The organism is Amycolatopsis aidingensis, assembly GCF_018885265.1.
In the GTDB taxonomy this organism is placed as follows: Bacteria; Actinomycetota; Actinomycetes; order Mycobacteriales; family Pseudonocardiaceae; genus Amycolatopsis; species Amycolatopsis aidingensis.
On record NZ_CP076538.1, the window covers coordinates 7,370,756 to 7,392,817 of the forward strand.

Below are 22,062 nucleotides of genomic sequence, written 5' to 3' on the forward strand. Positions count from 1 at the left end.
TACGAGGCATCCGCGGCAAGGCAGCACCCCACGAGGGGACCGCTAGAACAAGGCGGCGGCGAGCTCCCGGTAGGCGGGCAGCGGGTCGGCGCCGTCCGCGGTGAGCACCTGGACCGCGACATGGTCGGCCCCGGCCTCCAGGTGTGCGGTGATACCCCTTGCGATGGTCGCGGCGTCCCCGTGCAGCGCGAGGGCGTCCACCAGCCGGTCGCTGCCGCCGTTGAGGAAGTCCAGCTCGGTGTAGCCGAAGCGGAGCAGGCTGTTGGTGTAGTTGCGCAGGCCGAGGTAGGCGCCGACCACCGGCCGGGCGATCGTCCGCGCGCGCTCCGGGTCGGTTTCCAGCACCACCTTCTGCTCGGGCGCCAGCAACGGGCCGGAGCCCAGCGTCTCGCGGGCTATCCGGGTGTGCTCGGGGGTGGTCAGGTACGGGTGCGCGCCCGCGGTCCGCTCGGCGGCCAGTCGCAGCACCTTCGGGCCGAGCGCGGCCAGCGCCACCGATCCGGCTGGCACCTCGGCGGCGTCCAGTTCGTCCAGGTACCGCAGGATCTTCTGGTACGGGCTGGTGTAGGCGTCCTGCATCTCCGGGTGCCCGACCCCGACCCCGAGCAGGAAGCGGTTCCCGTACCGGGCGGCGATCCGGTGATAGGAGGCGGCGACCTCGGCCGCGTCTGCGGTCCACATGTTCACGATCCCGGTGGCGATCACGAGCTTGCGGGTCTCCTCGAGCAGCCCGTCCACCGCGGCGAGATCGGCGGGTGGCGAGCCACCGACCCAGATCGCGCCGTACCCCAGCCGCTCGGCCTCGACGGCGAACTCCGGACCGACCGCCCCGGCTCGCCATACTCCGATCTTGCCCAGTTCGATACCCATGCCGCTGCCAACGGCCGAAGTTCGTAAGGAATTCCCCAACCATACTTACCCGCCAGTAGCCTACCGTGAGTAAGTTCTGTACCCTTCCGCCAGCAGGCAAAACAAGGTGTCGAGGAGGACCCATGGCGAATCCGCTTGCCCGGCTGACCGGTTCCCGGAAGTCCGGAAGGGACACCGTGGTGTTGATCACCGGCGCGGCGCGTGGCATCGGCGCCGGCCTGGCCGACCGCCTGGCCGCGCAGGGCGCGAAGGTGGCGCTGGTCGGGCTGGAGATCGACGAGATGCACGCGGTGGCCGAGCGGATCGGCAACGGCGCGCGGGCATGGGAGGCCGACGTCACCGACTGGGCGGCCCTGCGCGCGGCCACCGCGGGGGTGGTCGAGCACTTCGGCGGGATCGACGTCGTGATCGCCAACGCCGGGATCGCGACCACCGGCTTCGTCCGCTCGGTGGACCCGGCCGCCTTCGAGAAGGTGATCGAGGTCGACCTGCTCGGGGTCTGGCGCACCTTCCGGGTCACCCTGCCGCACGTCATCGAGCGCAAGGGTTACCTGCTCGCGATCTCCTCCTTCGCCGCGATCGCGCACCCGCCGGGAATGGCGAACTACACGGCGGCCAAGGCCGGGGTGGAGGCGTTCTGCAACAGCCTGCGCGCGGAGGTCCGCCACCTCGGCGTGCGGGTGGGGGTCGCACATCCCACCTGGATCCGCACCGACCTGGTGGAGAGCGCCGACGCGCACCCGGTGTTCGGCAAGCTCAGGGCAGGGATGCCCGGCCTGTTCGGCAAGACCTACCCGCTGGAGCTGGCGCTGGAGCAGCTGCATGCCGGGATCGAGCGGCGGGCGCGCACCATCCACGTGCCGCGCTGGGTCGGTGCGATGAAGCTGATCAGGTCGCTGCTGCCCCCGATGATCGAGCTCGGTGCCCGGTTCCGGGTGCCTGCTGCCGACCGGGCGGCGCTGGAGGACATCGCCGCCCGGGGCGCAAGGGAGGCCTCGGTCACCGGGCACGGCGGGCGCGCGGCGACCCGCGCGGTGGTGGACTAGTCCAGTTCCGTGATCACGACCGGAACCGCTGGCGCCGACCGGGTGACCCGATACGCTTTGTGTGCGTGTCCTCAGCTGGGGGCGCGTACGGCGAACCCACCGTAGTCAGCAGTCAACCGGTCGAGGACGGGCAGGTATCGATGCAGGGCCCCGCGGAGAGCAGTGTCGAACGCACGCTCGGACATCTGCGCACGATCGACACACCCGCGCGGCCCAGCGAACCCTCGGCCCCGCTGACCCTGGAGGACCTCTACCGCACGCACCGGATGCGGCTGGTCCGGCTGGCCATCCTGCTGGTGGACGAGCCGGCCACGGCGGAGGACGTGGTGCAGGAGGCGTTCACCGGACTGCACCGCAACTGGGGCAGGCTGCGGGACGCCGCGGCCGCGGTCGGCTACCTGCGCACCGCGGTGGTCAACGGCTCCCGCAGTGTGCTGCGGCGGCGTAAGACGGCACGGGACTACGTGCCGCCGCACACCGCCAACGCCCGCTCGGCGGAGAGCCTGGCCATGCTGTCCACCGAGCACCAGTCGGTGGTCAACGCGCTGGCGAAGCTGCCGCCACGGCAGCGTGAGGTGCTGGTGCTGCGGTACTACGGCGGGTTGTCCGAGGCGGAGATCTCCGAGGCGGCCGGGATCTCCAAGGGCACGGTGAAGTCGACGGCCAGCCGGGCGCTCGAAGCACTGCAGAAGACCATGCACGAGGGTCATAAATAACGAGCTGGCGTCGAAGTACGGGGGTTTTTCACTGGGGGCTGGTCTGGACCAATATGCTGTTGGTGTGAACGGTACCGGAAACTTCGTGATCACGGGCGCCCGAGTGGCGAGCCCGAACGGAATAATGGACTCCGGTTGGCTCGCGGTCTCCGGCGAGCTGATCACCGGTCTCGGTACCGGGGTCCCGCCCGAAGGCGAGCAGGTGGACGTCGGCGGGGCGCTGGTGGTGCCAGGGTTCGTCGACACGCACTGCCATGGCGGTGGCGGCGGGTCGTTCTCCAGCACCGACCGGGCCCAGTTCGTCCGCGCGATCGCGGCACATCGCCGGCATGGCACCACCACCATGCTGGCCAGCCTGGTCTCCGACCCGATCCCGATCCTGACCGACCAGCTGGCCGCGCTCGGCGAGCTGGTGCAGGACGGCGACCTGGCCGGGATCCACCTGGAGGGGCCGTTCATCGCCCGCTCCCGGTGCGGGGCGCACGACCCGGAGGCGCTGCGCGAACCGGACACCGACTCGGTGGACGCGCTGCTGGCCGCGGGCAAGGGGCACGTCCGGATGGTCACCCTGGCCCCGGAACTGGTCGGCGGGATCAAGGCCGTGCGCCAGCTCGCCGAGTCCGGGGTGATCGTCGCGGTCGGGCACACCGACGGGGTGGAGGAGCAGATCCGGCCCGCCGTGGACGCCGGGGCCACGGTGGCGACGCACCTGTTCAACGGCATGCGCCCGCTGCACCACCGGGAACCGGGGCCGATCGGGACCCTGCTGGACGACGAGCGGGTCACCGTCGAGCTGATCTGTGACCTGGTGCACGTCCACCCGACCATGCTGCGGCTGGCCGCACGGCATGCGGGCGGGTCGCGGACCGTGCTGGTCACCGACGCGATGTCGGCAACCGACGCGGCGGACGGCACCTACACCCTCGGCAAGCTGGACGTGGACGTCCGGGACGGGGTGGCGAAGCTGGCCAGTAACGGTTCGCTGGCAGGCAGCACGCTCACCATGGACGCCGCCTTCCGCAACCTGGTGCTCGGCGCGGGGATGAGCGTTCCGGAGGCGGTACGGGCCACCTCGGCCCGGCCCGCTGAGCTGCTCGGCGTGACCGACCTTGCCGGCACGCTGAGCCCCGGCCTGCGCGCCGACCTGGTGGTGCTGGACGAGGACCTGCGCCCGGCCCGGGTGCTGCACCGCGGCAGCTGGGTGCCCGGCGTCCGTCAGGAAGCGAGCACGTAGACCAGCACGCCACCCGCGAGGCAGTAGTAGATCATCGGGAAGATCGTCTTGCGGATCAGGTCGCCCTCCCTGCCGAGCAGGCCGACCGTGGCCGAGGCGGCCACCACGTTGTGCACGGTGATCATGTTCCCGGCCGCGCCGCCAACGGCCTGCCCGGCCACCACGGCCTCCGGTGCCACCCCGATGTTCTCCGCGGTGGAGAACTGGAACAGCGAGAACATCAGGTTGCTCACCGTGTTGCTGCCCGCCACGAAGGCGCCCAGCGCCCCGATCCACGGCGCGAACAACGGCCACGCCCCGCCCGCGACCGAGGCCGCGCCGTCGGCGAGGGTCAGTGGCATGCTCTCGTAGCCCGCGGCGTTCTCCCCGGAGTTGATGAAGATCCGCACCAGCGGCAGCGCGAACAGCAGGGCCACCGCGGCGCCTGCGAGCTGCCTTCCCGCCACCCGCCAGGAGGCCGCGATCTGCGTGGGGTTCATCCGGTGCAGCCCGTAGGCCGCCACGCTGGCCACGATCAGGATGAACCCGGGTAGGTAGAACGGCTGCAGGCTCTCCCCGATCTCGGTGCCGAGGATGCCGTCGAAGTCAACCGACAGCCCGGTGAGGAACTCCTGCACCGGCTGCACCGCGCGAGTCAGCACCAGCAGCACCGCGACCAGCAGATACGGCGCCCAGGCCCGGCCGGGGTGCATCCGCCTGCCCGCCACCTCGGCGTCCGGCCGCACGGTGCCGGTCCAGCGCGGTTGCCACTCCTGCCTTGGCGGGAACTGCCAGGGTGTCGCGGGCAGGAAAAGGCCGCGCCGGGCCGCGGTGACCACGACGGCAAGGCCGACCAGGCCACCGAGCAGCGCGGGGAACTCCGGGCCGAGCAGGGCCGCGACCAGCACGTACGGCACGGTCATGGCCAGCGCGGCGAACAGCGCGAACCGCCACACCTTCAGGCCGTCGGCGAACCCGCGCCACCCGCGCCCGCCGAAGAACCCGGTGAGCATGCAGGCCAGCAGCAGCGGGATCAGGGTGCCCACGATGGCGTGCACCACGGCGGCGTCCAGGGCGATCCGGGCGATGTAGTCGGGCAGCTCCAGTCCCAGCACCGACACCCGCTGCTGGACCTCCTGGCTGCCGCTGAGGCCGTCGTTCACCCCGACCAGAATCGGCGTGCCGACCGCGCCGAAAGTCACCGGTGTGCTCTGGATGGTCAGCCCGACCATCACCGCCGCCATCGCAGGGAAGCCGAGCGCGAGCAGCAGGGGCGCGACCACGGCGGCCGGGGTTCCGAAGCCGGATGCGCCCTCGATGAAGCTGCCGAACAGCCAGCCGATGATGATCGCCTGTACCCGCCGGTCCGGGCTGATATCGGTGAAGGTGGCCCGGATCGAGGCGAGTGCCCCGCTGCCTGCCAGCGTGCCGAGCAGCAGCAGTGCGCCGAAGACGATGTAGAGCAGGCCGCAGGCCAGGATCAGCCCCTCGATACTGGAGGCCGCGATCACCACCGGCTCGACCTCCCAGACGTACGCGGCGGAGAGCACCACCACGACGAAACCGAGTGGCATCGCGTACTTGGCGGGCCAGCGGAAACCCACCAGCAGGATGCCGACGACCACGATGGGGGCGAGTGCGACCAGGCTGAGGACACCCAGGTTGTCCATGATCAGGCCATTTCCGTATCGTGAAATATGATTTCTGTCATACGTCAGGCTCGCCGAGTCTGGCAGTGGATTGATCACGGGGTCAAGGCGGCCGGGTTCGGAATCCATTCACCGGCGGTATGGCGGCCTTGCCCGGCCTCCTACACTCCCGCGGGTGTCCGAGTCAGGTACCGAGTACCGGGTCGACGATCTCGCTCGTGCGGCGGGGACGACGGTCGGCAACGTTCGGGTCTACCAGGATCGCGGCCTGCTGCCGCCGCCGATGCGGCGCGGCAGGGTGGCCGTCTACACCGAGGCGCATCTGGCCCGGCTACGGCTGGTGCTGGGGATGCTGGAGCGCGGCTACACCTTCGCGCAGATCCGCGAGATGATCTCCGCCTGGGAGGAGGGTCGCGACCTCGGCGACGTACTCGGCCTGGAGGAGGCGCTCACCCAGCCGTGGTCGGACGAGGTACCGCAACGGATCCCGATCGCCGAGCTGGCAAGGGAGTTCGGGCGGCACGCCGGGCCGGGCACGATCAAGCGGGCGCTGCGGCTGGGGATCGTGGAGCAGCAGGGGGTGCACCTGATAGTGCGCAGCCCGCGGCTGCTTCAGGCGGGGCGCGAGCTGCTGGCCGCGGGGGTGCCGATGCCGGTGGTACTGGACATCGCCGAGCAGATCCAGCGGCATACCGACGAGCTCGCCAGGCTGTTCCTTGAGCTGGTCGACCAGCACGTACTACCCACGGACGATCCACAGTGGACACCGAGGGCGGAGGAGGTGCCCGAGCTCACCGAGCGGGCCAAGCGGTTGCGCCCGCAGGCACAGGCGGCGGTGTCGGCCTCGCTGGCCAGGTCGATGAGCCGGGAGCTGAGCGCCTGGCTTGCCGACCGGTTCGGGCCGCTGCTGCAGCCCGATGAGCAGCAGGATGACCACGGCGGGAAAGTTTAGTCTTCCATTCTTTCAATGACCGTTCTAATCTTTGGGTGTCCCGGCGAGAGGAGCGGTCCATGAACCGCCGCACCCCGACACCGCCCGACCGCGAGGTCACCGCGCAGCGCCTGCAGCAGTCCTCGGCGCGGCTGAGCTACGACCCTGAAGTGGACATCGACTGGGATGCTCCGCTGGAGCCGGACAAGTTCTTCGTGCCGGAACAGCTGGTCACCCTGTACGGAACCGAGCTGTGGCAACGGATGAGCAGGCAGCAACGGCTCGAACTGTCCAAGCAGGAAATGATCAACACGGTGAGCGTGGGGATCTGGTTCGAGACCATCCTGATGCAGATGCTGATGCGGCTGGCCTACCACGGCGACCCGCGCTCGCGGCATGTGCACTACGCCTACACCGAGGTCGCCGAGGAATGCAGGCACTCCACCATGTTCGGCAGGCTGATCGAGAAGGTGGGCGGCAGGCCCTACCGGCAGGACCTGCGCTGGTACGTGCTCGGCCAGGCGCTGCCGTTCGTGCTGCGCGGGCCGTCGATGTGGGCGGCGACGCTGATGGGCGAGGAGGTCTTCGACGTCCTGCAGCGGGACACCATGCGGGACGAGAACCTGCAACCGATCGTGCGTGCGGTGATGCGGATCCACGTCACCGAGGAGGCGCGGCATGTGCGCTACGCGCGGGAGGACCTGCTGCGCGGGATGGGCAGGGTGCGCAGGCTGGACAAGGAGTTCGCGCGTTATGTGGCCGCGCAGGGTGCAATGCTGCTGGCCACCGCGCTGACCCGGCCCGCGCAGTACGCCAGGGCAGGGCTGGATCCGAAGGAAGCGCGCAGGCAGGCCCTGGCGAACCCGCATCACCAGGAGGCCAAGCGGCACGGCGCCGAGCGGGTGGTGCGGTTCCTTTCCGATGCCGACCTGATCGGCGGGCCCACCCGGCGGATGTGGCTACGCTCCGGCCTGCTCGGCTGACCGTCACGTGGCGCGGGTTGCCCGAATGATCCACTTGGCCGGGCACTAGCGTGAGAGGGGTGACCGAGCCCGCCGACTCCGCTGACTCCGCCGGCTCCGCCGAACACGAATGGCTGCTGGCGGAGGCGCTACGTGCCCAGGCACGCTCCGCGCCGCAGGCGGAGCGCCCGCGCGAGTTCGACGTCTCCGTGTTCGACAACACCTCGGTCATCGGGCCGAAGCCGGCCGCCGAGGTCCCGCACAGCTACGGCCTGCTGTCCGGCCCGGCGGCGAACTCGCTGGAGCACGAGCGGGCCGCGCTGGAGTCGATGGAGGCCAGGGCGGGCGAGGCCGAACCGGAGCAGGCCACGGTGGAGCAGCGGGTGGCGGGCCCCGCCCCGCCGCCGGTGCGCTGGATCCTGCTGCTGGCCGTGCTGCTCGGCCTCGCGGCCGGTTCGGTGATCGGGCTGCTCACCCTGATCTAGTTCGGGGTGGCGAAGCTCCACAGATTCCCATCCAGGTCGCGCAGGCCGCATTCGCGCTGGCCGTAGGGCATGTCCTGGACCTCGTACTCCACCTTCGCGCCCGCGGCCCTTGCCCGCCGGTACACCGCGTCCACATCCTCGACGTAGCTGAGCACCAGCGCGTGCAGGACGGACACCTGGCCCGCCGGTTCCATGCTGCCGGGGTGCGGGGTGGACAGGTGCACGGTGGCGGTGCCGAGGTAGGCGATGGCGTGCCCATCGTGCGCCGGGCCGGGTTCCAGTCCGAACGCCTCGACCAGGAAGTCCTGGCTGGCACGTACATCGGCACAGAACAGCAAGGGGTTGATGCTCGGGACGGTGATCTCGTTCATGCCGGGGACGCTACGGGCGCCGCCGGGCGCGGGCTTGGACGAATGTCACTCGATCAGGCCGTACTCCGGGCTGCTGCGGCGCAGGTGTTCGCTGGGGCTGAGCCCGGCCAGCGCGCGGAACTCGCGGCTGAGGTGGGCCTGGTCGTAGTAGCCGTGCCGGGCGGCGAGCTCGGCCAGCCGGACGGGTCCGGACAACCGGTTCAGCTCGCCGACCACGCCGTGGAACCGCAGGATGCGGGCCAGCGTCTTGGGCGGAAGGCCGAGATGCTCGGTGAACCGCGCGGTCAGGTGCTTGCGGCTACAGCCCAGCTCGGCCGCCAGCGCCGCGACCGGCAGCGCACCCGCGGTGCGGGCCAGCCGCCGCCAGGCCCAGGCCAGGTCCGGTGGCACCCCGGCGGCCGAGGCCAGCCTGCGCCCGAGGAAAGTGTCCAGCAGCCGGAACCGGTTGTCCCAGTCCGGTTCGGCGTGCAGCCGCTCGACCAGCTCCTGCCCGGCATACCCGAAGGCCTCCTGGATGTCCGCGGCCCGATTGGTCAGCTCGCGCAGCGGGCGGTCCAGCAGCAGCCGGGCGCCGAGCGGGGTGAAGTCCACCTGGATGCAGGCCTGCTCCCCGCCGGATTCCACGATGCCTGCCGAGTCCGAAAGGCCGGCGAGGAACCCGAGCCGGTAGGCCTGCCCGCCGACCCGCAGCGGCGGGCCGAGGTTGATGATCAGCGGGACCAGCACGGTCGGCACCTCGCGGCGCCGGGTGAAACTCGTGTGTTCCGCGTAGCCGAGGTAGCGCCGCACCTGGGCGCGCAGGTCCGGATGGGGCGCGCCCCTGACCAGCTCCCAGCTGCCCAGCGGCCCGCTGCCCCGTTCCGTATGCGGCCGCACGGGTCACCCCGGCGCGAACATGGAGCCCGGGTTGAACAGGTTGTCCGGATCCAGCGCGGCCTTGATCTGCCGGTGCACCCGCATGCCGACCGGGCCGATCTCGCGTTCCAGCCAGTCCTGCTTGATCTTGCCGATCCCATGCTCCCCGGTGACCGTGCCGCCAAGGGTCATCCCGACCTCGAGGATGTCGTCGAAGGCCCGGTGCGCCCTGGCGGACTCCTCAGGCGAGGTGGGGTCGTAGACGATCGTGGGGTGCATATTGCCGTCCCCCGCGTGCCCGACCACGGCGATGCGCAGTCCGACCTCCTCGCTGATCCGGTGGCAGCCCGCGATCAGCTCGGCGATCCGGGTGCGCGGCACGCACACGTCGTCGGTGAGCCAGGTGCCGTACAGCTCCAGCGCAGTGAGCACGACCCGGCGCGCCTGCAACAGCATGTTGCCCTCGGCGAGGTCATCGGTCGCGTAGGTCATATCGGAGCCGCAGTCCAGGCAGATCTGCTCCAGCACGGCGAGCTCGCGGCGGGCCACCTCACCGCCGGAGTCGGACTGGCACAGCAGCAGTGCCTGGCAGCCGGAGCCCGCGCCGATATCGGTCTTGAGGTAGGCCTCGGACGCCTTGATCGAGGTGGCGTCCATGATCTCCATCAGCGAGGGGACCAGGCCCTCGCGCACCACCCTGGCCACCGCCTCGCCTGCGGCCTCGGTGCTGGGGAAACCGGCGACCAGGGTGGCCGGGGCCTGCGGTAGCGGACGCAGGGCGACGGTGGCCTGGGTGATCACGCCGAGGGTGCCCTCGCTGCCGATGAACAGCCGGGCCAGGTCGTAGCCCGCTACCCCCTTGACCGTGCGACGGCCGGTCCGCAGCAGCGAGCCGTCGGCGAGTACGACCTCCAGCCCGAGCACCGAGTCGGTGGTGACCCCGTACTTCACGCAGCACAGCCCGCCCGCGTTGGTGGAGAGGTTGCCGCCGATCGTGCACCAGTCGTAGCTGGAGGGGTCCGGCGGATAGAACAGCCCGTGCTTCTCCACCGCGTCCCGCAGGTCCAGGTTCACCACCCCTGGCTGCACCACGGCCAGCCGGTTGGCCGGGTCCACCTCGACGATCTGGTTCAGCTTGGTGAGGGCCAGCACCACGCAGCCGTCGATCGCGTTCGCCGCGCCGGAGAGCCCACTGCCCGCCCCGCGCGGCACGATCGGCACCCCGGCCTCCGCGCAGGCACGCACGGTGGCCTGTACCCCGGCGACATCGGCTGGCAGCACCACGGCGAGCGGGCTGCCCGCCGGGGCCAGCGGCATCATGTCCCTGGAGTAGCTCGCGGTGACATCGGCGTCGGTGAGCACGGCGTCCTTGCCGAGCTCGTCACGGAGTCTGGCCAGCAGGGCGTCGTTGCTCATGCCGCCCACGGTAGCCCTCCCGGTGGGTCCGCAGGAGCACCATCGCCTGCACCGCGGTGTAGGCCAGCAGCACCGCACCCAGCACGGCGGAGACCTGGATACCGTGCACGAACGCCTGCTGCGCGCTGCCCAGCAACTCCGCTGCCTGCCAGGGGGGTAGCTGCTGCGCGGTGGCCACGGCGCCGCCAAGGGTGTCCTTGGCCGCGGCCGGAGCCGTCCAGGGCAGCTCGGAGCGGTAGACCGCGGTGGCCACGCTGCCCAGCACCGCAACGCCCAGCGCCCCGCCGAGCTCGAACCCGGTCTCGGAGATGGCCGAGGCGGCCCCGGCACGGCGCGGCGGCGCGGTGGAGATCGCCAGGTCGGTGGTCAGCGCCTCGGACAGCGGAACCCCCGCGCCGACCAGCACGAATCCGGCCACCAGCGCGGCGAGCCCGGACTCCACCCCGACCTGGGTCAGGGCGAGGAAACCGGCGGCCGCGGTCAGCAGGCCGATCCCGATCAGCTTCGGCACCGGGAACCGGCCTGCCAGCCGCGCGGCGGCCAGCGAGCTCACCACCCCGGCCGCCGTCGCGGGCAGCATCCACAGCGCCGCGGTCACCGGGCTCATCCCGAGCACGAGTTGCAGGTACTGCGGCGCAAGGAAGAACACGCTGCTCAGCGCGAACACCCCGAGGGTGTTGGTGCCGACCGAGACGCTGAACCTCCGGTCGCGGAACAGGTCGAGATCCAGCATCGGATCGGCCAGCTGCCGCTGCCGGTTGAGGAACCGGATGCCAACGGCGAAGCCAACCAGGATCGCGCCGATGCCGAGCAGGTCCGGCCCGCTTTCCGCGATCTTCTTGATGCCGTAGACCACCGGCAGCACCGCGGCCAGCGAGAGCACGGCCGAGAGCGGGTCGAACCGGCCAGGATTCGGGTCCCGCGCCTCCGGCAGCAGGAACGGGCCGAGCGCCAGCAACAGGACCATTACCGGCACGTTGATCAGGAAGACCGAGCCCCACCAGAAGTGCTCCAGCAGCCAGCCGCCGAGCACCGGCCCGAGCGCCATGCCGCCGGAGAAGGTGGCGGCCCAGGCCGCGATCGCGATCCGGCGCTGCCGGTCGTCGGTGAACACGGTGCGGATCAGCGAGAGGGTGGACGGCATCAGCGTCGCCCCGCCGATGCCGAGCAGCGCCCGCGCGACGATCAGCATGACGGCGCTGGTGGAGAAGGCCGCGATAATCGAGGCGATTCCGAAGGCGGCCGCACCGGCCAGCAGCAGCTTGCGCCTGCCGATCCGGTCGCCAAGGGTGCCCATGGTGATCAGCAGCCCGGCCAGCAGGAAGCCGTAGCTGTCCACGATCCACAGCTGTTGCGCGCCGGTGGGCGCCAGGTCCTCGCTCAGGTACGGCAGCGCGAACCCAAGCACGGTCATGTCCACGCTGATCAGCAGCACCGGCAGCGTGAGCACGCCCAGCGCGAGCCACTCCCTGCGTCCTGCCTTGACCATGATCTCCCCTTGTACTTAACAGTCTGGACGGTACAGTTTCCGCCTTCCATTGAAGGTAGACCGTCCAGACGGTACAGTCAAGCGCGTGCCGAAGCCTTCATCCCGGGACCGGATCCTGGACGCCTACGAGGAAATCCTGCTCAACCACGGCCCCGCCGCCGTCACCCTGGACGCCGTCGCGGCGCGGGCCGGGGTGTCCAAGGGCGGGTTGCTGTACCACTTCGGGTCCAAGGACGCCCTGCTCGACGGCCTGCTGGAGCGGATGTCCCTGCTGAACGACGCGGACCTGGCGAAGGCGCGCGAGGCCGAGGACGGCGTGGTGCGGTACTACCTGCGGTCCTCGGTCACCGACGCCAGCATGGACAACCCGTGGCACCGCACCACCCTGGCCGCGGTCCGGCTGGCAGGCGACGAGCCCAAGGCCGCCGAGTCCCTGCAGGCCTGCATGCGCCCGTGGCGGGAGTTGCTGGTCGAGCACCTGGACGACCCGCTGACCGCCGAGCTGGTCACGCTGATCGGCGACGGCCTCTACCTGCGCGCCTCCACCGGTGAGGACCCCAACCCCCTGCTGGAGCAGCTCGACGAGATCCTGCTCCGGCTGGGCGCGAAGCCCTGAACGTGGCTTTCCGGACGGTGGACGTCCCAAAAGTGCCGTTCGCGACATTGAACGTCGCGAACGCCACGTTCAGGGCCTTTCCCTAGAAGCGGTGGATGGCCACGGCGCGGTAGCTGGTCTGCGGGGTCGGCGGCGTGCCGAAGCGTGCGTTGACCAGGTAGAACCGGGGCCCGAACGCGGCCATGGTTGCCGGGACGTCGAAGCGCGGGTCGGTGGCGTGCCGGACGACCCTGGCCGAGGTGCCCGCCCGGTTCAGCTCCAGCCGGGTCACCGTGTTCGCGCGGTTGCGCACCACGTACAGGTCCCGACCGGAGCGCAGCTGCCCGTCGTTGTGCGGAAGGGACTCCCCGTCGAGGTCGACCGTGCGGGTCACCCCGCTGGCCGGGTCGACCCGGAACAGCTGCCCGGTCACCGTCTGGCCGATCAGCAGGGCCTCGCGGTCCGGAGTGGTCACGATCCCGTTGCCGTTGATCTCGCCGGGCACGTACTCGATGTCCCCGGACAGCGGGACCGTCGTGATCTCCCGCTGGGCTGGCAGCTCACCGTGCCTGCCGAGCGGCAGCTTGTACAGCACCGGCCGGTAGGAGTCGGTGAACCAGACGGCCTCGCGCGTGATCACCAGGTCGTTCACGAACCCGCCCTCACCTGCGAGCCGGTAGCTGGCCCGCACCTCGCCGGTGCGCGCGTCGATCACCCGCGCGTCCCCGCCGGTGCCCCCCGCGACGAACAACCGCCCGTGCACGGAGTCCACCTTGATGCCCACCGACGGGGTTCCCGGCCCGGCGCTGAGTACCCGGCCGCGCCCGGTGAGCAGGCTGGCCTGGTAGATCCGGCCGTCGGCCAGCGAGCCGAAGTAGGCCGTCGGCCAGGCGCCGATGGCGATCCCCTCCGGCTGGAAGCCGTCCGGCAGCCGGAGCTCGGCAGGGAAGAACGTGCGGGCTGAGGCGGGCGGAGCCAGCAGGGCGAGGGTGGCGAGCAGGACGGCCAGCAACCCGGAGATCCGTGCCATACCCGGTATTCTCCGGCAGGCCGGGCGGCAGGGACAGCCGTCGTTCAGGCCATGCCGTACACCCGCTCGACGTGCAGGCGCAGCACGAGGCGCTGGTCGGCGACCATGACCGAGCGGTACTCGTCCCAGTCCGGGTGCTCGCCCTGCAGGGTGCGGTACAGCTCGACCAGCTCGTCCACCACGGCGTCGCCCGGATCCCCCGCCACCGGGGTCAGCTCGGCGGTGCCCTCGGCGACCGCATAGGACCAGCCGTCCTGGCTGGACACGTGCAGGCTGGCCCGCGGGTCCCGGCGCAGGTTCCTGGTCTTGGCCCGGCCGTCCGTGATCGACACCCGGATGATCCCGGCGTCGCGGTCATAGTGGTGGGTGATGTTGGACAGCTGCGGCCTGCCGTCCCGCTTGAGCGTCACCAGTACGCCGAGCGGGCGGCTGCCGATCAGGTCGTGCAGCGCTTGCTCCTGTGCCATGGCTCACTCAACAAGCCGCCCCCACCACCGCATTCCCGCTGGATCCCGGTGTCCGTCCGGGCCGCGCCCGTTCGTCGGTGGGGTAGCACGACGGTAAGGAAGGTTCCTGATGAAGTACATGCTGTTGATCTGTGGCGACGAGTCGGCGGCCGAGCATGCCGAGGACGGCTGTGGCGGCTGGTCCGAGGAGATGACGGAGCGCGGCGTGATCCGCGGTGGCGGCGGGCTGCGTCCGCCGAACGAGGCCACCACCGTGCGGGTACGCGAGGGCGAGGTGCTGCTGGCCGACGGGCCGTTCGCCGAGACCAAGGAGCAGATCGGCGGGTTCTGCCTGATCGAGTGCGCCGACCTGGACGAGGCGCTGGAGATCGCCGCGAAGCACCCGGCGGCTGGCTACGGCACGATCGAGGTCCGGCCAATGCTGGAGTTCCCGGAATGACCGGGATCAGGGAGCACATCGCCGCGGAACGCACCGACCTGACCGGGACACTCACCGGCCTGACCGAGCGACAGTGGGACGCGCCCACGCTGTGCGCGGGCTGGCGGGTACGCGAGGTCGTCGCGCACATCACCATGCCGTACCGCTACTCCGGGCGCCGGTTCCTCGGCGAGATGCTGAGGTCCGGCGGCAACTTCACGAAGATGTCCGACCGGTGCGCCCGCCGCGACGCGGACAAGTTGTCCGTCGAGGAGCTCACCGCCGCGCTGCGGGACAACGTGCACCACCCGTGGAAACCGCCGCGTGGTGGGTACGAGGGGGCGCTGTCCCACGACGTGATCCACGGCCTGGACATCACCGTGCCGCTCGGCATCGACCGCACGGTGCCGCCGGAGCGGCTGCGCCCGGTGCTGGACGGCCTCGAACCGAAGCAGCTCAAGTTCTTCGGTGCCGACCTGGACGGGATCGAACTGCGCGCCACGGACCTGGACTGGAGCTACGGCTCCGGAACGCCACTGTCCGGCACGGCGCAGGACCTGCTGCTGGTCGCCTGCGGCCGCACACTCCCGCCCGGCCATCTGCACGGCGAGCCGAGCGCCCGCTTCAGCACGAAGGAGGCCCGATCATGAGCACCGGACCAGTCACCCTCGCCCTGCCGATCGCCGACCGCGGGACCTCGTTCGAGTTCTACCGCGCGGCGCTCGGCCTTACTCCCTTCGGCGAGCCCGCCGAGGACGGCCTGCCGGAGCCGCTGCAGTTCGCGGTCAACGACGGGCTGCGCCTGATGCTCGTCCCGGCCGAGGGCTTCGGCTGGGTGGTCGGCGGCCGGGAGGTCGCCGGGCGCGGCACGTCGGAGTGCCTGCTCGGCCTGTCCGCGGGTACCGAGGCCGAGGTGGACGCGATCATCCAGCGCGCGACCGGGGCCGGGGCGGAGATCGTCATCCAGCCGGGGCAGCAGCCGTGGGGTTACGCGGGCACCTTCGCCGACCCGGACGGCCACGCCTGGATGGTGACGAAGGCCGACCAGGCCGCCGGGGACAGCACCAGCGCGCCCTGACCCGGTGCCTTGGAGTCACGGACGGCGACGGTGGCGGGCAGGACGGCGACCTCTACGCATGCGTCATCGCCACCGTTGCCGCTGTGACTGCTCCTGCGCCACCGGGCACCAAAGAGGTCCACAGTGGGCATCACGCATCGCCTCTCTCATGGCTCGGCCAGCCGCCGGATCAGCTGGACCGACTCGGCCGGACCGAGCGCCTTGTCGCGTAGCCGGTCGAAGGTCAGTTTACAGTCGCGGACCTGCTCGGCCTTCTCCAACTGCAGCGAGCCCGCCACATGAGCGATGTAGGCGATATCGGCGATATCCTGCTCGGGGAAGCCCAGCACGATGAACGCGCTGGCCATGCCGAGGTGCACCCCAGCCGCCGTGGGCAGCACCTGGAGCGAGACGTTCGGCAGCGCCGCCGTCTCGGCCAGGTGGGACAGTTGCGCGCGCATCACCTCCAGCCCGCCGACCGGGCGGCGCAGGGCACCCTCGTCCACGATCGCGACCAGGTCGAAGTCGTCCTCCGGGTCGGTCAGCCGGTGCTGCCGCCGCATCCGCACCGCGAGGTGGCCCTCGAACTGCTGTCGGGTCCAGTTCAGCAGCGACTCGCCGAGCACGGCGGCCGCGTAGTCCCTGGTCTGCAACAGTCCTGGCAGGTAGGCGAGGGCGAACTCGCGAACCGAGTTCGCCGCCGACTCCAGCGCGACGTACCCCATCGTCGGCAGGCCGTGCAACTGCCACCAGCTCTTCTTCCTGGCCTCGCGGGCCAGGTCGAGGTAGGGCTCCCAGTCGTTGACCGGGATGCCGTACTCGTCCAGCAGCGCCTTGACCACCAGCAGATCCGGGGCGGTCTGGCCGTTCTCGATCCGGCTCAGCCGCGCGGCGGAGATCTCCAGCCGGGCGCAGACCTCCGTGGTCGTCAGCCGGGCTTTCTCGCGCAGGCCGCGCAGGGTACGGCCGAGCAGGCGGCGACGAAACGGCGGCGACTTCTGCTCACTCACGGCTTACCTCCCGATACGCGGTGTCGTAATCATCCGCTCGGAAGGTCCAAACCGGAATTCCGCAACGCGGTCTCCCGCGCTGTTCTCCGCCCGCACCCTTACGCCTCATGCCGACCTGGGATTACTGGCACCGGATGGAGTACCGGCGCGAGCTGCGGAAGGGCCACTGCGTGCTGGAGTACGTCGAGGTGTTCGAGGACCAGGGCTGGACGTTCTGCCACCGCCCGGAACGGCAGCAGGAGTGGTTCGTGCACTACACCCGGGCCTGCGCCGAGGACTACCTCGCCAGGGTGCGCGCCCGGTCCGGCACCTGGGTGGTCGGGGTGTGGCGGACGGGCGCGTCGGCCTCCGGGGATGGCAGGTTGCTCGGCTCGATCCGGATGCGGTGGACCCGGCGCTAACCGATCATGGTCGCCACGTCCAGCGGCGTGTCCAGCGCCTCCCGCTCGACCATCAGGTCGGCCACCCGCTGGATGCGGTCCGGCTCCAGGGCGGTCGTGAAGCTGGTCCAGCTCACCTGCCCCGCGATCGCCGGTTCCACCTTGCCGACCTCCGTCAGCAACGGCCGGACCACGCCGTGGTCGGCGGCGGCCTCCTTCGTCGCCCGGTCCAGTGCCTGCCGGAAGGCCGCCACCGTGCGCGGGTTGGCGGCGGCGAACTCGGCGGTCGCGGCGAAGCCACCCACCGGCAGCGCCGCGGTGGAGCCGGTGGCGCAGTCGTGGATCGGCCGCACCTCGTGCTCGGTCGTGGCCTGGGTGAGGAACGGCTCGGTGAGGAAGGCGGCGTCCACCTCGCCCCGGCTCAGCGCGGCAGGGGTGTCCGGGAACGGCAGCTCGATCCACTCGATACCGCCAGGGTCCACGCCACGCTCGGCCGCCTGGGCGGCGAGCAGGTGCGACAGCGTGTTCCGCGCGGTGATGGCCACCCGCTTGCCTGCCAGGTCTCCGGCGTCCCGGACCGCGGAGCCCGGTCCGGCCACGATCGCGGCGTTGCCCGGAGCGAGCTCGGTGACCACCGCGACCAACCGCAGGTCCGCGACCTCCCGCGCCTGCGGCAGCAGGAACGCGGGGTAGCTGGAGAAGGCGATGTCCATATCGCCGCCGATCAGCTTGGTCACCGCGTCCGCCCCGCTGCGGGTCAACTGCGTGGTCACCTCCAGCCCCGCCTCGGCGAAGTAGCCGCGTTCGCTGGCAAGGAAGACCGGCAGGGTGTCCATCGAGGGCAGCACGGCGACCGTGATCGACGGCCGTTCGAGGCCGCTGTCGGCCGGACCTGGCTCGGGTTCGTCCCCGCCGAGCAGGCCGCACCCGGCGAGCGCGGCCACGAGGGGGATCGCGAGAAGTAGGCGGAACCGGCGCATGCGTTGCTTCTCCTTCCGTTCGGACCCGGCGGCGGGCGTCGCTGAACGGCCAACGCGCGCATGTGGACGGCCAACGCGTGCGCGTGGGCGGCAAACACACGGATGGGAGTGGCAAACACGGTGTGTTCGGCCACATCGGCGGTTACTTGGCTTGCGCAACTAACTTCGCCGGGTACATCCTTGTCTTCGGCAACTAGTTGTATCAGCCAAACAAGACACGTCCGGCCAAACACGGCAGAAACGGCACGAAAGACCTAGCGATGACTCCACCCGCCACCACCTCCGCCCCCGCCTACGCGGCGACCGAGGACGAACTGGCCACGGCCGACGAGCTCGGCCGCCAGGTCGTCCGGTTCATGCGGCTGATCAACCGGGCCAAGTCCCGGGTGGCCAAGCAGGGGCCGGACGGGATCGAGCGGGCCGCGTACGCACTGCTGTTCACCCTGGTGCACGACGGCCCGCAGCGGGCATCCCAGCTGGCCGAGGCCCTGCATTCGGACATCTCCACGATCAGCAGGCAGACCAGCGCCCTGGTGCAGCACGGCCTGGTGGAGCGCACCGCCGACCCGAAGGACGGCCGGGCCTGCCTGCTCACCGCCACCGAAGAGGGCCTGCGCGTGTTCGAGGAGAACCGCAGGCAGCGCACCCAGTGGCTGGCGTGGCTGCTCGCCGACTGGCCCGAGGCCGACCGCGTCACGCTGAACGCCCTGCTGGACCGGCTGAACAACGGCATCGAGACGCACGATCCACAGCTCGCGAGCGGCGAGCAGCAGTACAAGGGGGACGAATGACCAGCTCCGTCGCCGAGAAGCCGGCGGAACCCACGCCGGAGCGGGACTCCGCGGCGCCCAACCTGACGCACCGGCAGATCGTGGTGATCCTGTCCGGGCTGATGACCGGGATGTTCCTGGCCGCGCTGGACCAGACCATCGTCGGCACCTCGATCCGGACCATCGCCGACGACCTGAACGGGCTCAGCCTGCAGGCCTGGATCACCACGGCCTACCTGATCACCGCCACCATCTCCACCCCGATCTACGGCAAGCTCTCCGATATCTACGGGCGCAAGCCGCTGTACCTCACCGCGATCACCATCTTCGTGCTCGGTTCGGCCGCCGGGGCGTTCGCGCAGTCGATGTACCAGCTCGCCGCCTTCCGCGCGGTGCAGGGACTCGGCGCTGGCGGCCTGATGTCCCTGGCGCTGACCATCCTCGGCGACCTGGTGCCGCCCCGGCAGCGGGCCAAGTACCAGGCCTACTTCCTCGCCGTGTTCGGCACCTCCACGGTGCTCGGCCCGGTGCTCGGTGGCTTCTTCGCCGGGATGGACTCGCTGCTCACCCTGCACGGCTGGCGCTGGGTGTTCCTGGTGAACGTCCCGCTCGGCGCGGTGGCGCTGTTCGTGGTGGCCAGGGTGCTGAACGTGCCGCACGAGCGGCAGAACCACCGGATCGACTGGTGGGGCGGGCTGTTCCTGGCGACCTGCCTGATCCCGCTGCTGCTGATCGCCGAGCAGGGCAGGGACTGGGGCTGGACCTCCAGCGGCGCGCTGATCTGCTACGCCATCGGCGCCATCGGGCTGGTGCTGTTCCTGTTCACCGAGACCAGGATGAAGGACGCCGCGCTGATCCCGCTGCGGCTGTTCCGCAACTCCACCTTCAGCGTGGCCATCCTCGGCGGGGTGATCGTCGGTGTGGCCATGTTCGGCTCGATCATGCTGATCCCGCAGTACCTGCAGATCGTGCAGGGCTACACGCCAACCGAGTCCGGGCTGCTGATGCTGCCGCTGATGCTTGGCATCATGTCCGGCTCGGTGATCTGCGGCAGGCTCACCGCGCGCACCGGGCGGTACAAGGTGTTCCCGCTGGTGGGCACCGTGCTGATGTCCGCGGGCATGCTGCTGTTCGCACAGGTCGAGTGGGACAGCCCGATCTGGCAGCCGCTGCTGTTCATGCTGACCATCGGCCTTGGCCTCGGTGGCTGCATGCAGACCCTGATCATCGCCGTGCAGAACGCGGGCCCGCGCCGGGACATGGGCGTCTCCACCGCTGCGGCCACCTTCTTCCGGCAGATGGGCGGGACCATCGGGGTCGCGGTGTTCCTCTCCATCCTGTTCAGCACGCTGACCGACAACATCGCCAGGGCCTTCGCCTCGCTCGGCGTCTCGCCGGCCGCGGTGAACGCCGGTGGCGGGAACAACATCATGGAGGACTCCTCCTTCCTCAACACCATGCCGGTGGAGCAGGCCAAGCCGTTCTTCATCGGCTTCACCGACTCGATCAGCACGGTGTTCTACCTCGGCTCGGCCGTGGCGTTGCTGGCCTTCGTGGTGCTGCTGTTCATGCGGGAGATCCCGCTGGCCGACAGCGCCCCGGCGGCCGCCCCGGTGGAAGGCGGGGAGGCACTGCTGGACGAGGACGACGGCGAGGACGGCGACCCCGGGGCCGGGCAGCAGGCAGGCCCCGGCAGGCACCGGGCGGCGCCCGGGCCGATCACCGGGCATGTCCGGCGGCAGGACGGCACGCCGGTGGACGGCGCCGCGCTCACCCTGATCGACCAGCACGGTAAGCAGGTCTCCCGCGGCACCGGGCATCCGGACGGTTCCTACACGGTGGACACCCCCGGCCCCGGCAACTACGTGCTGATCGTGTCCGCGGACGGGCACCAGCCGCAGGCCTCCAGCGTGGTGGCGGGCGAGGAGGTGACCACCCTGGACGTCACCCTCACCGGTTCCGGGGAACTGGCCGGGATCGTCCGGACCGCAGGGGAGCCGGTGGTGGGTGCCACGGTCACGCTGACCGACGCGCGCGGCGAGGTCACCGGGGCCTGCCGCACCGAGCCCGGCGGCGGGTATGCCTTCCGCGGGGTGGACTCCGGGGCCTACACCCTGGTGGCCAGCGGGGACGGGCTGCGGCCGGAGGCGGTGTCCCTGGTCGTGCCGGACAGCGGGGTGCTGCGGCAGGACCTCGAGCTGACCGCGGCGGTCCGGCTGTCCGGAGTGGCCCGCACCGAGGGCGACCGGGTGGTGCCGGACGCGCGGATCACCGTGCTGGACTCCGGCGGCGAGGTGGCCGCGGTGGCCCGTACCGACGCGGCGGGCAACTACCTGGTCACCGACCTGCCGCCGGGCGAGTACACCGTGGTCGCCAGCGGTTACCCGCCCGCGACCAGCCAGGTCAGCCTGCACGGCGGCGATGCGGCACATGACGTCCGGCTGGGCTACGAGCGAGTGATCGACGAGCTGGCGGAGCATTCATGAGCGGCCTGAGCGCACGGGTGCGCACGGCGGAGGGCTGGGCGGTGCCGAACGCGACCCTCACGGTCACCGACGGCGACGGCCGCCAGGTCGCCCGGGTACCCGCCGACGGCGAAGGGGTGGCGACCACCGGGTCGCTGCCGCCGGGGGTCTACACCGCGGTGCTGGTGGCGGCCGGGTACCTGCCGCAGGCCCGCACCGCGCAGATCGGCTCCGACGGCACCGGCTCGCTCGGCGAGGTCACGCTCGCCCCGGCGGCGGGTGCGGTCAAGCTGCCGCCGCCGGGGCCGTGGGTGCTCGACCCGGCGCACTCCTCGGTGGTGGCCACCGCGCGGCACCTCGGCATCGCCAGCATCAAGGCCAGGTTCGGCGACCTTGCCGGGCAGGTCTCGGTACGGCGGCCGGTGGAGCAGTCGACGGTACGGGCCGAGATCAAGGCGGCCTCGATCGACACCGGGGTCCGGCAGCGTGACGATCACCTGCGCTCGCCGGACTTCCTGGACGCGGACCGGTTCCCGATGATCGAGTTCGTCAGCACCGGGTTGCACCGGGAGGGCACCGACACCTGGACGATGTCCGGCGAGCTGACCCTGCACGGCCAGTGCCGCCCGATCCAGCTGGACCTGCGCTACGGCGGGTACGGCCCGGACCCGTGGGGGCAGGTGCGGGCCGCGTTCCACGCCGACGCGGTGCTGCACCGCAACGATTTCGCGATCGACTACAACGCGATGGTCCGCGCCGGGGTGGCCGCGGTGGGCACCACGATCAGGATCGAGCTGGACATCCAGGCCGTGCAGGGAGAACAGGTCCCCCGCGAACTGGAGTCCGCGACCCACGGACAGTAGAACGGAGCGCCACGTAGGCTTTCG

General features: G+C 70.9%; 25 protein-coding genes. 14 read left to right on the plus strand and 11 right to left on the minus strand.

Translation table 11 applies throughout. From position 1 onward, the window contains the following. Nucleotides 1-42 precede the first annotated feature (42 nt). Nucleotides 43-870, minus strand: coding sequence for an LLM class F420-dependent oxidoreductase (locus KOI47_RS33895; RefSeq protein ID WP_216211535.1), 828 nt, complete (start codon nucleotides 868-870; stop codon nucleotides 43-45). A 122-nt stretch (nucleotides 871-992) separates the two neighbouring features. Here KOI47_RS33895 and KOI47_RS33900 point away from each other — a divergent pair, with 122 nt between their 5' ends. The 3 genes from KOI47_RS33900 (at nucleotide 993) to nagA (ending at nucleotide 3,866) form a co-directional block, all read left to right on the plus strand. Next, entirely contained in the window at nucleotides 993-1,916 is a 924-nt protein-coding gene (locus tag KOI47_RS33900; protein WP_216211538.1) for an SDR family oxidoreductase, read from the plus strand. 140 nt (nucleotides 1,917-2,056) lie between these two features. Beyond that, nucleotides 2,057-2,632, plus strand: a complete 576-nt coding sequence (locus KOI47_RS33905; protein ID WP_216217742.1) for a SigE family RNA polymerase sigma factor — start codon at nucleotides 2,057-2,059, stop codon at nucleotides 2,630-2,632. Between the two features lie 85 nt (nucleotides 2,633-2,717). After that, nucleotides 2,718-3,866 carry an N-acetylglucosamine-6-phosphate deacetylase gene (gene nagA, locus KOI47_RS33910; protein ID WP_216217743.1) on the plus strand — a complete coding sequence of 383 codons (1,149 nt, stop codon included), beginning with the start codon at nucleotides 2,718-2,720 and terminating at the stop codon, nucleotides 3,864-3,866. On the opposite strand, the gene KOI47_RS33915 is transcribed toward nagA, so the two are convergent. Continuing rightward, entirely contained in the window at nucleotides 3,848-5,515 is a 1,668-nt protein-coding gene (locus tag KOI47_RS33915) for an L-lactate permease (protein ID WP_216211540.1), read from the minus strand. The two genes, nagA and KOI47_RS33915, sit on opposite strands and share 19 nt — an antisense overlap. 154 nt (nucleotides 5,516-5,669) lie before the next feature. Between KOI47_RS33915 and KOI47_RS33920 the strand changes: the two genes are divergently transcribed. Genes KOI47_RS33920 through KOI47_RS33930 form a run of 3 tightly spaced genes read left to right on the plus strand, consistent with a single transcriptional unit; the run spans nucleotide 5,670 to nucleotide 7,872 of the window. Beyond that, nucleotides 5,670-6,446 (plus strand): MerR family transcriptional regulator, encoded by a 777-nt coding sequence (locus tag KOI47_RS33920; RefSeq protein WP_216211543.1) that lies wholly within the window; start codon nucleotides 5,670-5,672, stop codon nucleotides 6,444-6,446. A 59-nt stretch (nucleotides 6,447-6,505) separates the two neighbouring features. Beyond that, nucleotides 6,506-7,408, plus strand: coding sequence for an AurF N-oxygenase family protein (locus tag KOI47_RS33925; protein WP_216211546.1), 903 nt, complete (start codon nucleotides 6,506-6,508; stop codon nucleotides 7,406-7,408). Nucleotides 7,409-7,467: 59 nt separating this feature from the next. Next, nucleotides 7,468-7,872 (plus strand): hypothetical protein, encoded by a 405-nt coding sequence (locus KOI47_RS33930; protein WP_216211547.1) that lies wholly within the window; start codon nucleotides 7,468-7,470, stop codon nucleotides 7,870-7,872. Here KOI47_RS33930 and KOI47_RS33935 read toward each other — a convergent pair. From KOI47_RS33935 to KOI47_RS33950, 4 genes are read right to left on the minus strand one after another with little or no spacing between them, the layout of a single operon-like run. After that, nucleotides 7,869-8,243 carry a VOC family protein gene (locus KOI47_RS33935; protein ID WP_216211550.1) on the minus strand — a complete coding sequence of 125 codons (375 nt, stop codon included), beginning with the start codon at nucleotides 8,241-8,243 and terminating at the stop codon, nucleotides 7,869-7,871. The genes KOI47_RS33930 and KOI47_RS33935 overlap by 4 nt on opposite strands. Before the next feature lie 45 nt (nucleotides 8,244-8,288). Then, on the minus strand, nucleotides 8,289-9,119 hold the full coding sequence (locus KOI47_RS33940) for a helix-turn-helix domain-containing protein (RefSeq protein WP_216211552.1): 831 nt from the start codon (nucleotides 9,117-9,119) through the stop codon (nucleotides 8,289-8,291). 3 nt (nucleotides 9,120-9,122) lie between these two features. Beyond that, entirely contained in the window at nucleotides 9,123-10,514 is a 1,392-nt protein-coding gene (locus tag KOI47_RS33945) for an FAD-binding oxidoreductase (protein WP_216211554.1), read from the minus strand. Then, nucleotides 10,480-12,003, minus strand: coding sequence for an MFS transporter (locus KOI47_RS33950; protein WP_216211556.1), 1,524 nt, complete (start codon nucleotides 12,001-12,003; stop codon nucleotides 10,480-10,482). The genes KOI47_RS33945 and KOI47_RS33950 overlap by 35 nt, the downstream gene beginning before the upstream one ends. Before the next feature lie 85 nt (nucleotides 12,004-12,088). Between KOI47_RS33950 and KOI47_RS33955 the strand changes: the two genes are divergently transcribed. Further along, nucleotides 12,089-12,619 (plus strand): TetR/AcrR family transcriptional regulator, encoded by a 531-nt coding sequence (locus KOI47_RS33955; protein WP_216211557.1) that lies wholly within the window; start codon nucleotides 12,089-12,091, stop codon nucleotides 12,617-12,619. 82 nt (nucleotides 12,620-12,701) lie between these two features. On the opposite strand, the gene KOI47_RS33960 is transcribed toward KOI47_RS33955, so the two are convergent. Both KOI47_RS33960 and KOI47_RS33965 read right to left on the minus strand, forming a co-directional pair. Continuing rightward, nucleotides 12,702-13,628: an NHL repeat-containing protein gene (locus KOI47_RS33960; RefSeq protein WP_216211559.1), complete on the minus strand. Its 927-nt coding sequence runs from the start codon at nucleotides 13,626-13,628 to the stop codon at nucleotides 12,702-12,704. Between the two features lie 44 nt (nucleotides 13,629-13,672). Continuing rightward, on the minus strand, nucleotides 13,673-14,095 hold the full coding sequence (locus KOI47_RS33965) for a PPOX class F420-dependent oxidoreductase (protein WP_216211562.1): 423 nt from the start codon (nucleotides 14,093-14,095) through the stop codon (nucleotides 13,673-13,675). Nucleotides 14,096-14,204: 109 nt separating this feature from the next. Between KOI47_RS33965 and KOI47_RS33970 the strand changes: the two genes are divergently transcribed. The 3 genes from KOI47_RS33970 to KOI47_RS33980 are packed head-to-tail and all read left to right on the plus strand — an operon-like array spanning nucleotide 14,205 to nucleotide 15,591. After that, nucleotides 14,205-14,534, plus strand: a complete 330-nt coding sequence (locus KOI47_RS33970) for a YciI family protein (protein WP_216211565.1) — start codon at nucleotides 14,205-14,207, stop codon at nucleotides 14,532-14,534. Then, nucleotides 14,531-15,163 carry a maleylpyruvate isomerase family mycothiol-dependent enzyme gene (locus KOI47_RS33975; protein WP_216211568.1) on the plus strand — a complete coding sequence of 211 codons (633 nt, stop codon included), beginning with the start codon at nucleotides 14,531-14,533 and terminating at the stop codon, nucleotides 15,161-15,163. The genes KOI47_RS33970 and KOI47_RS33975 overlap by 4 nt, the downstream gene beginning before the upstream one ends. Beyond that, nucleotides 15,160-15,591 carry a VOC family protein gene (locus KOI47_RS33980; RefSeq protein ID WP_216211570.1) on the plus strand — a complete coding sequence of 144 codons (432 nt, stop codon included), beginning with the start codon at nucleotides 15,160-15,162 and terminating at the stop codon, nucleotides 15,589-15,591. Before KOI47_RS33975 ends, KOI47_RS33980 begins: the two co-directional genes overlap by 4 nt. Here the strand turns inward: KOI47_RS33980 and KOI47_RS33985 are convergent. Beyond that, nucleotides 15,501-15,722 carry a DUF397 domain-containing protein gene (locus KOI47_RS33985; protein WP_216211573.1) on the minus strand — a complete coding sequence of 74 codons (222 nt, stop codon included), beginning with the start codon at nucleotides 15,720-15,722 and terminating at the stop codon, nucleotides 15,501-15,503. The two genes, KOI47_RS33980 and KOI47_RS33985, sit on opposite strands and share 91 nt — an antisense overlap. Nucleotides 15,723-15,737: 15 nt before the next feature. Continuing rightward, on the minus strand, nucleotides 15,738-16,580 hold the full coding sequence (locus KOI47_RS33990; protein WP_216211576.1) for a helix-turn-helix domain-containing protein: 843 nt from the start codon (nucleotides 16,578-16,580) through the stop codon (nucleotides 15,738-15,740). A gap of 107 nt (nucleotides 16,581-16,687) precedes the next feature. Between KOI47_RS33990 and KOI47_RS33995 the strand changes: the two genes are divergently transcribed. After that, on the plus strand, nucleotides 16,688-16,981 hold the full coding sequence (locus KOI47_RS33995; protein ID WP_216211579.1) for a hypothetical protein: 294 nt from the start codon (nucleotides 16,688-16,690) through the stop codon (nucleotides 16,979-16,981). Here KOI47_RS33995 and KOI47_RS34000 read toward each other — a convergent pair. Next, nucleotides 16,978-17,940, minus strand: a complete 963-nt coding sequence (locus KOI47_RS34000) for an ABC transporter substrate-binding protein (RefSeq protein WP_216211583.1) — start codon at nucleotides 17,938-17,940, stop codon at nucleotides 16,978-16,980. The genes KOI47_RS33995 and KOI47_RS34000 overlap by 4 nt on opposite strands. Nucleotides 17,941-18,200: 260 nt before the next feature. On the opposite strand from KOI47_RS34000, the gene KOI47_RS34005 reads away from it, so the two are divergent. Genes KOI47_RS34005 through KOI47_RS34015 form a run of 3 tightly spaced genes read left to right on the plus strand, consistent with a single transcriptional unit; the run spans nucleotide 18,201 to nucleotide 22,038 of the window. Then, nucleotides 18,201-18,731 carry a MarR family winged helix-turn-helix transcriptional regulator gene (locus tag KOI47_RS34005; protein ID WP_216211586.1) on the plus strand — a complete coding sequence of 177 codons (531 nt, stop codon included), beginning with the start codon at nucleotides 18,201-18,203 and terminating at the stop codon, nucleotides 18,729-18,731. Next, the gene (locus KOI47_RS34010) at nucleotides 18,728-21,196 is read left to right on the plus strand and encodes an MFS transporter (RefSeq protein WP_216211589.1); all 2,469 of its coding nucleotides are present in this window, start codon (nucleotides 18,728-18,730) and stop codon (nucleotides 21,194-21,196) included. The genes KOI47_RS34005 and KOI47_RS34010 overlap by 4 nt, the downstream gene beginning before the upstream one ends. Continuing rightward, on the plus strand, nucleotides 21,193-22,038 hold the full coding sequence (locus KOI47_RS34015) for a YceI family protein (RefSeq protein ID WP_216211594.1): 846 nt from the start codon (nucleotides 21,193-21,195) through the stop codon (nucleotides 22,036-22,038). Before KOI47_RS34010 ends, KOI47_RS34015 begins: the two co-directional genes overlap by 4 nt. Nucleotides 22,039-22,062: the final 24 nt, after the last annotated feature.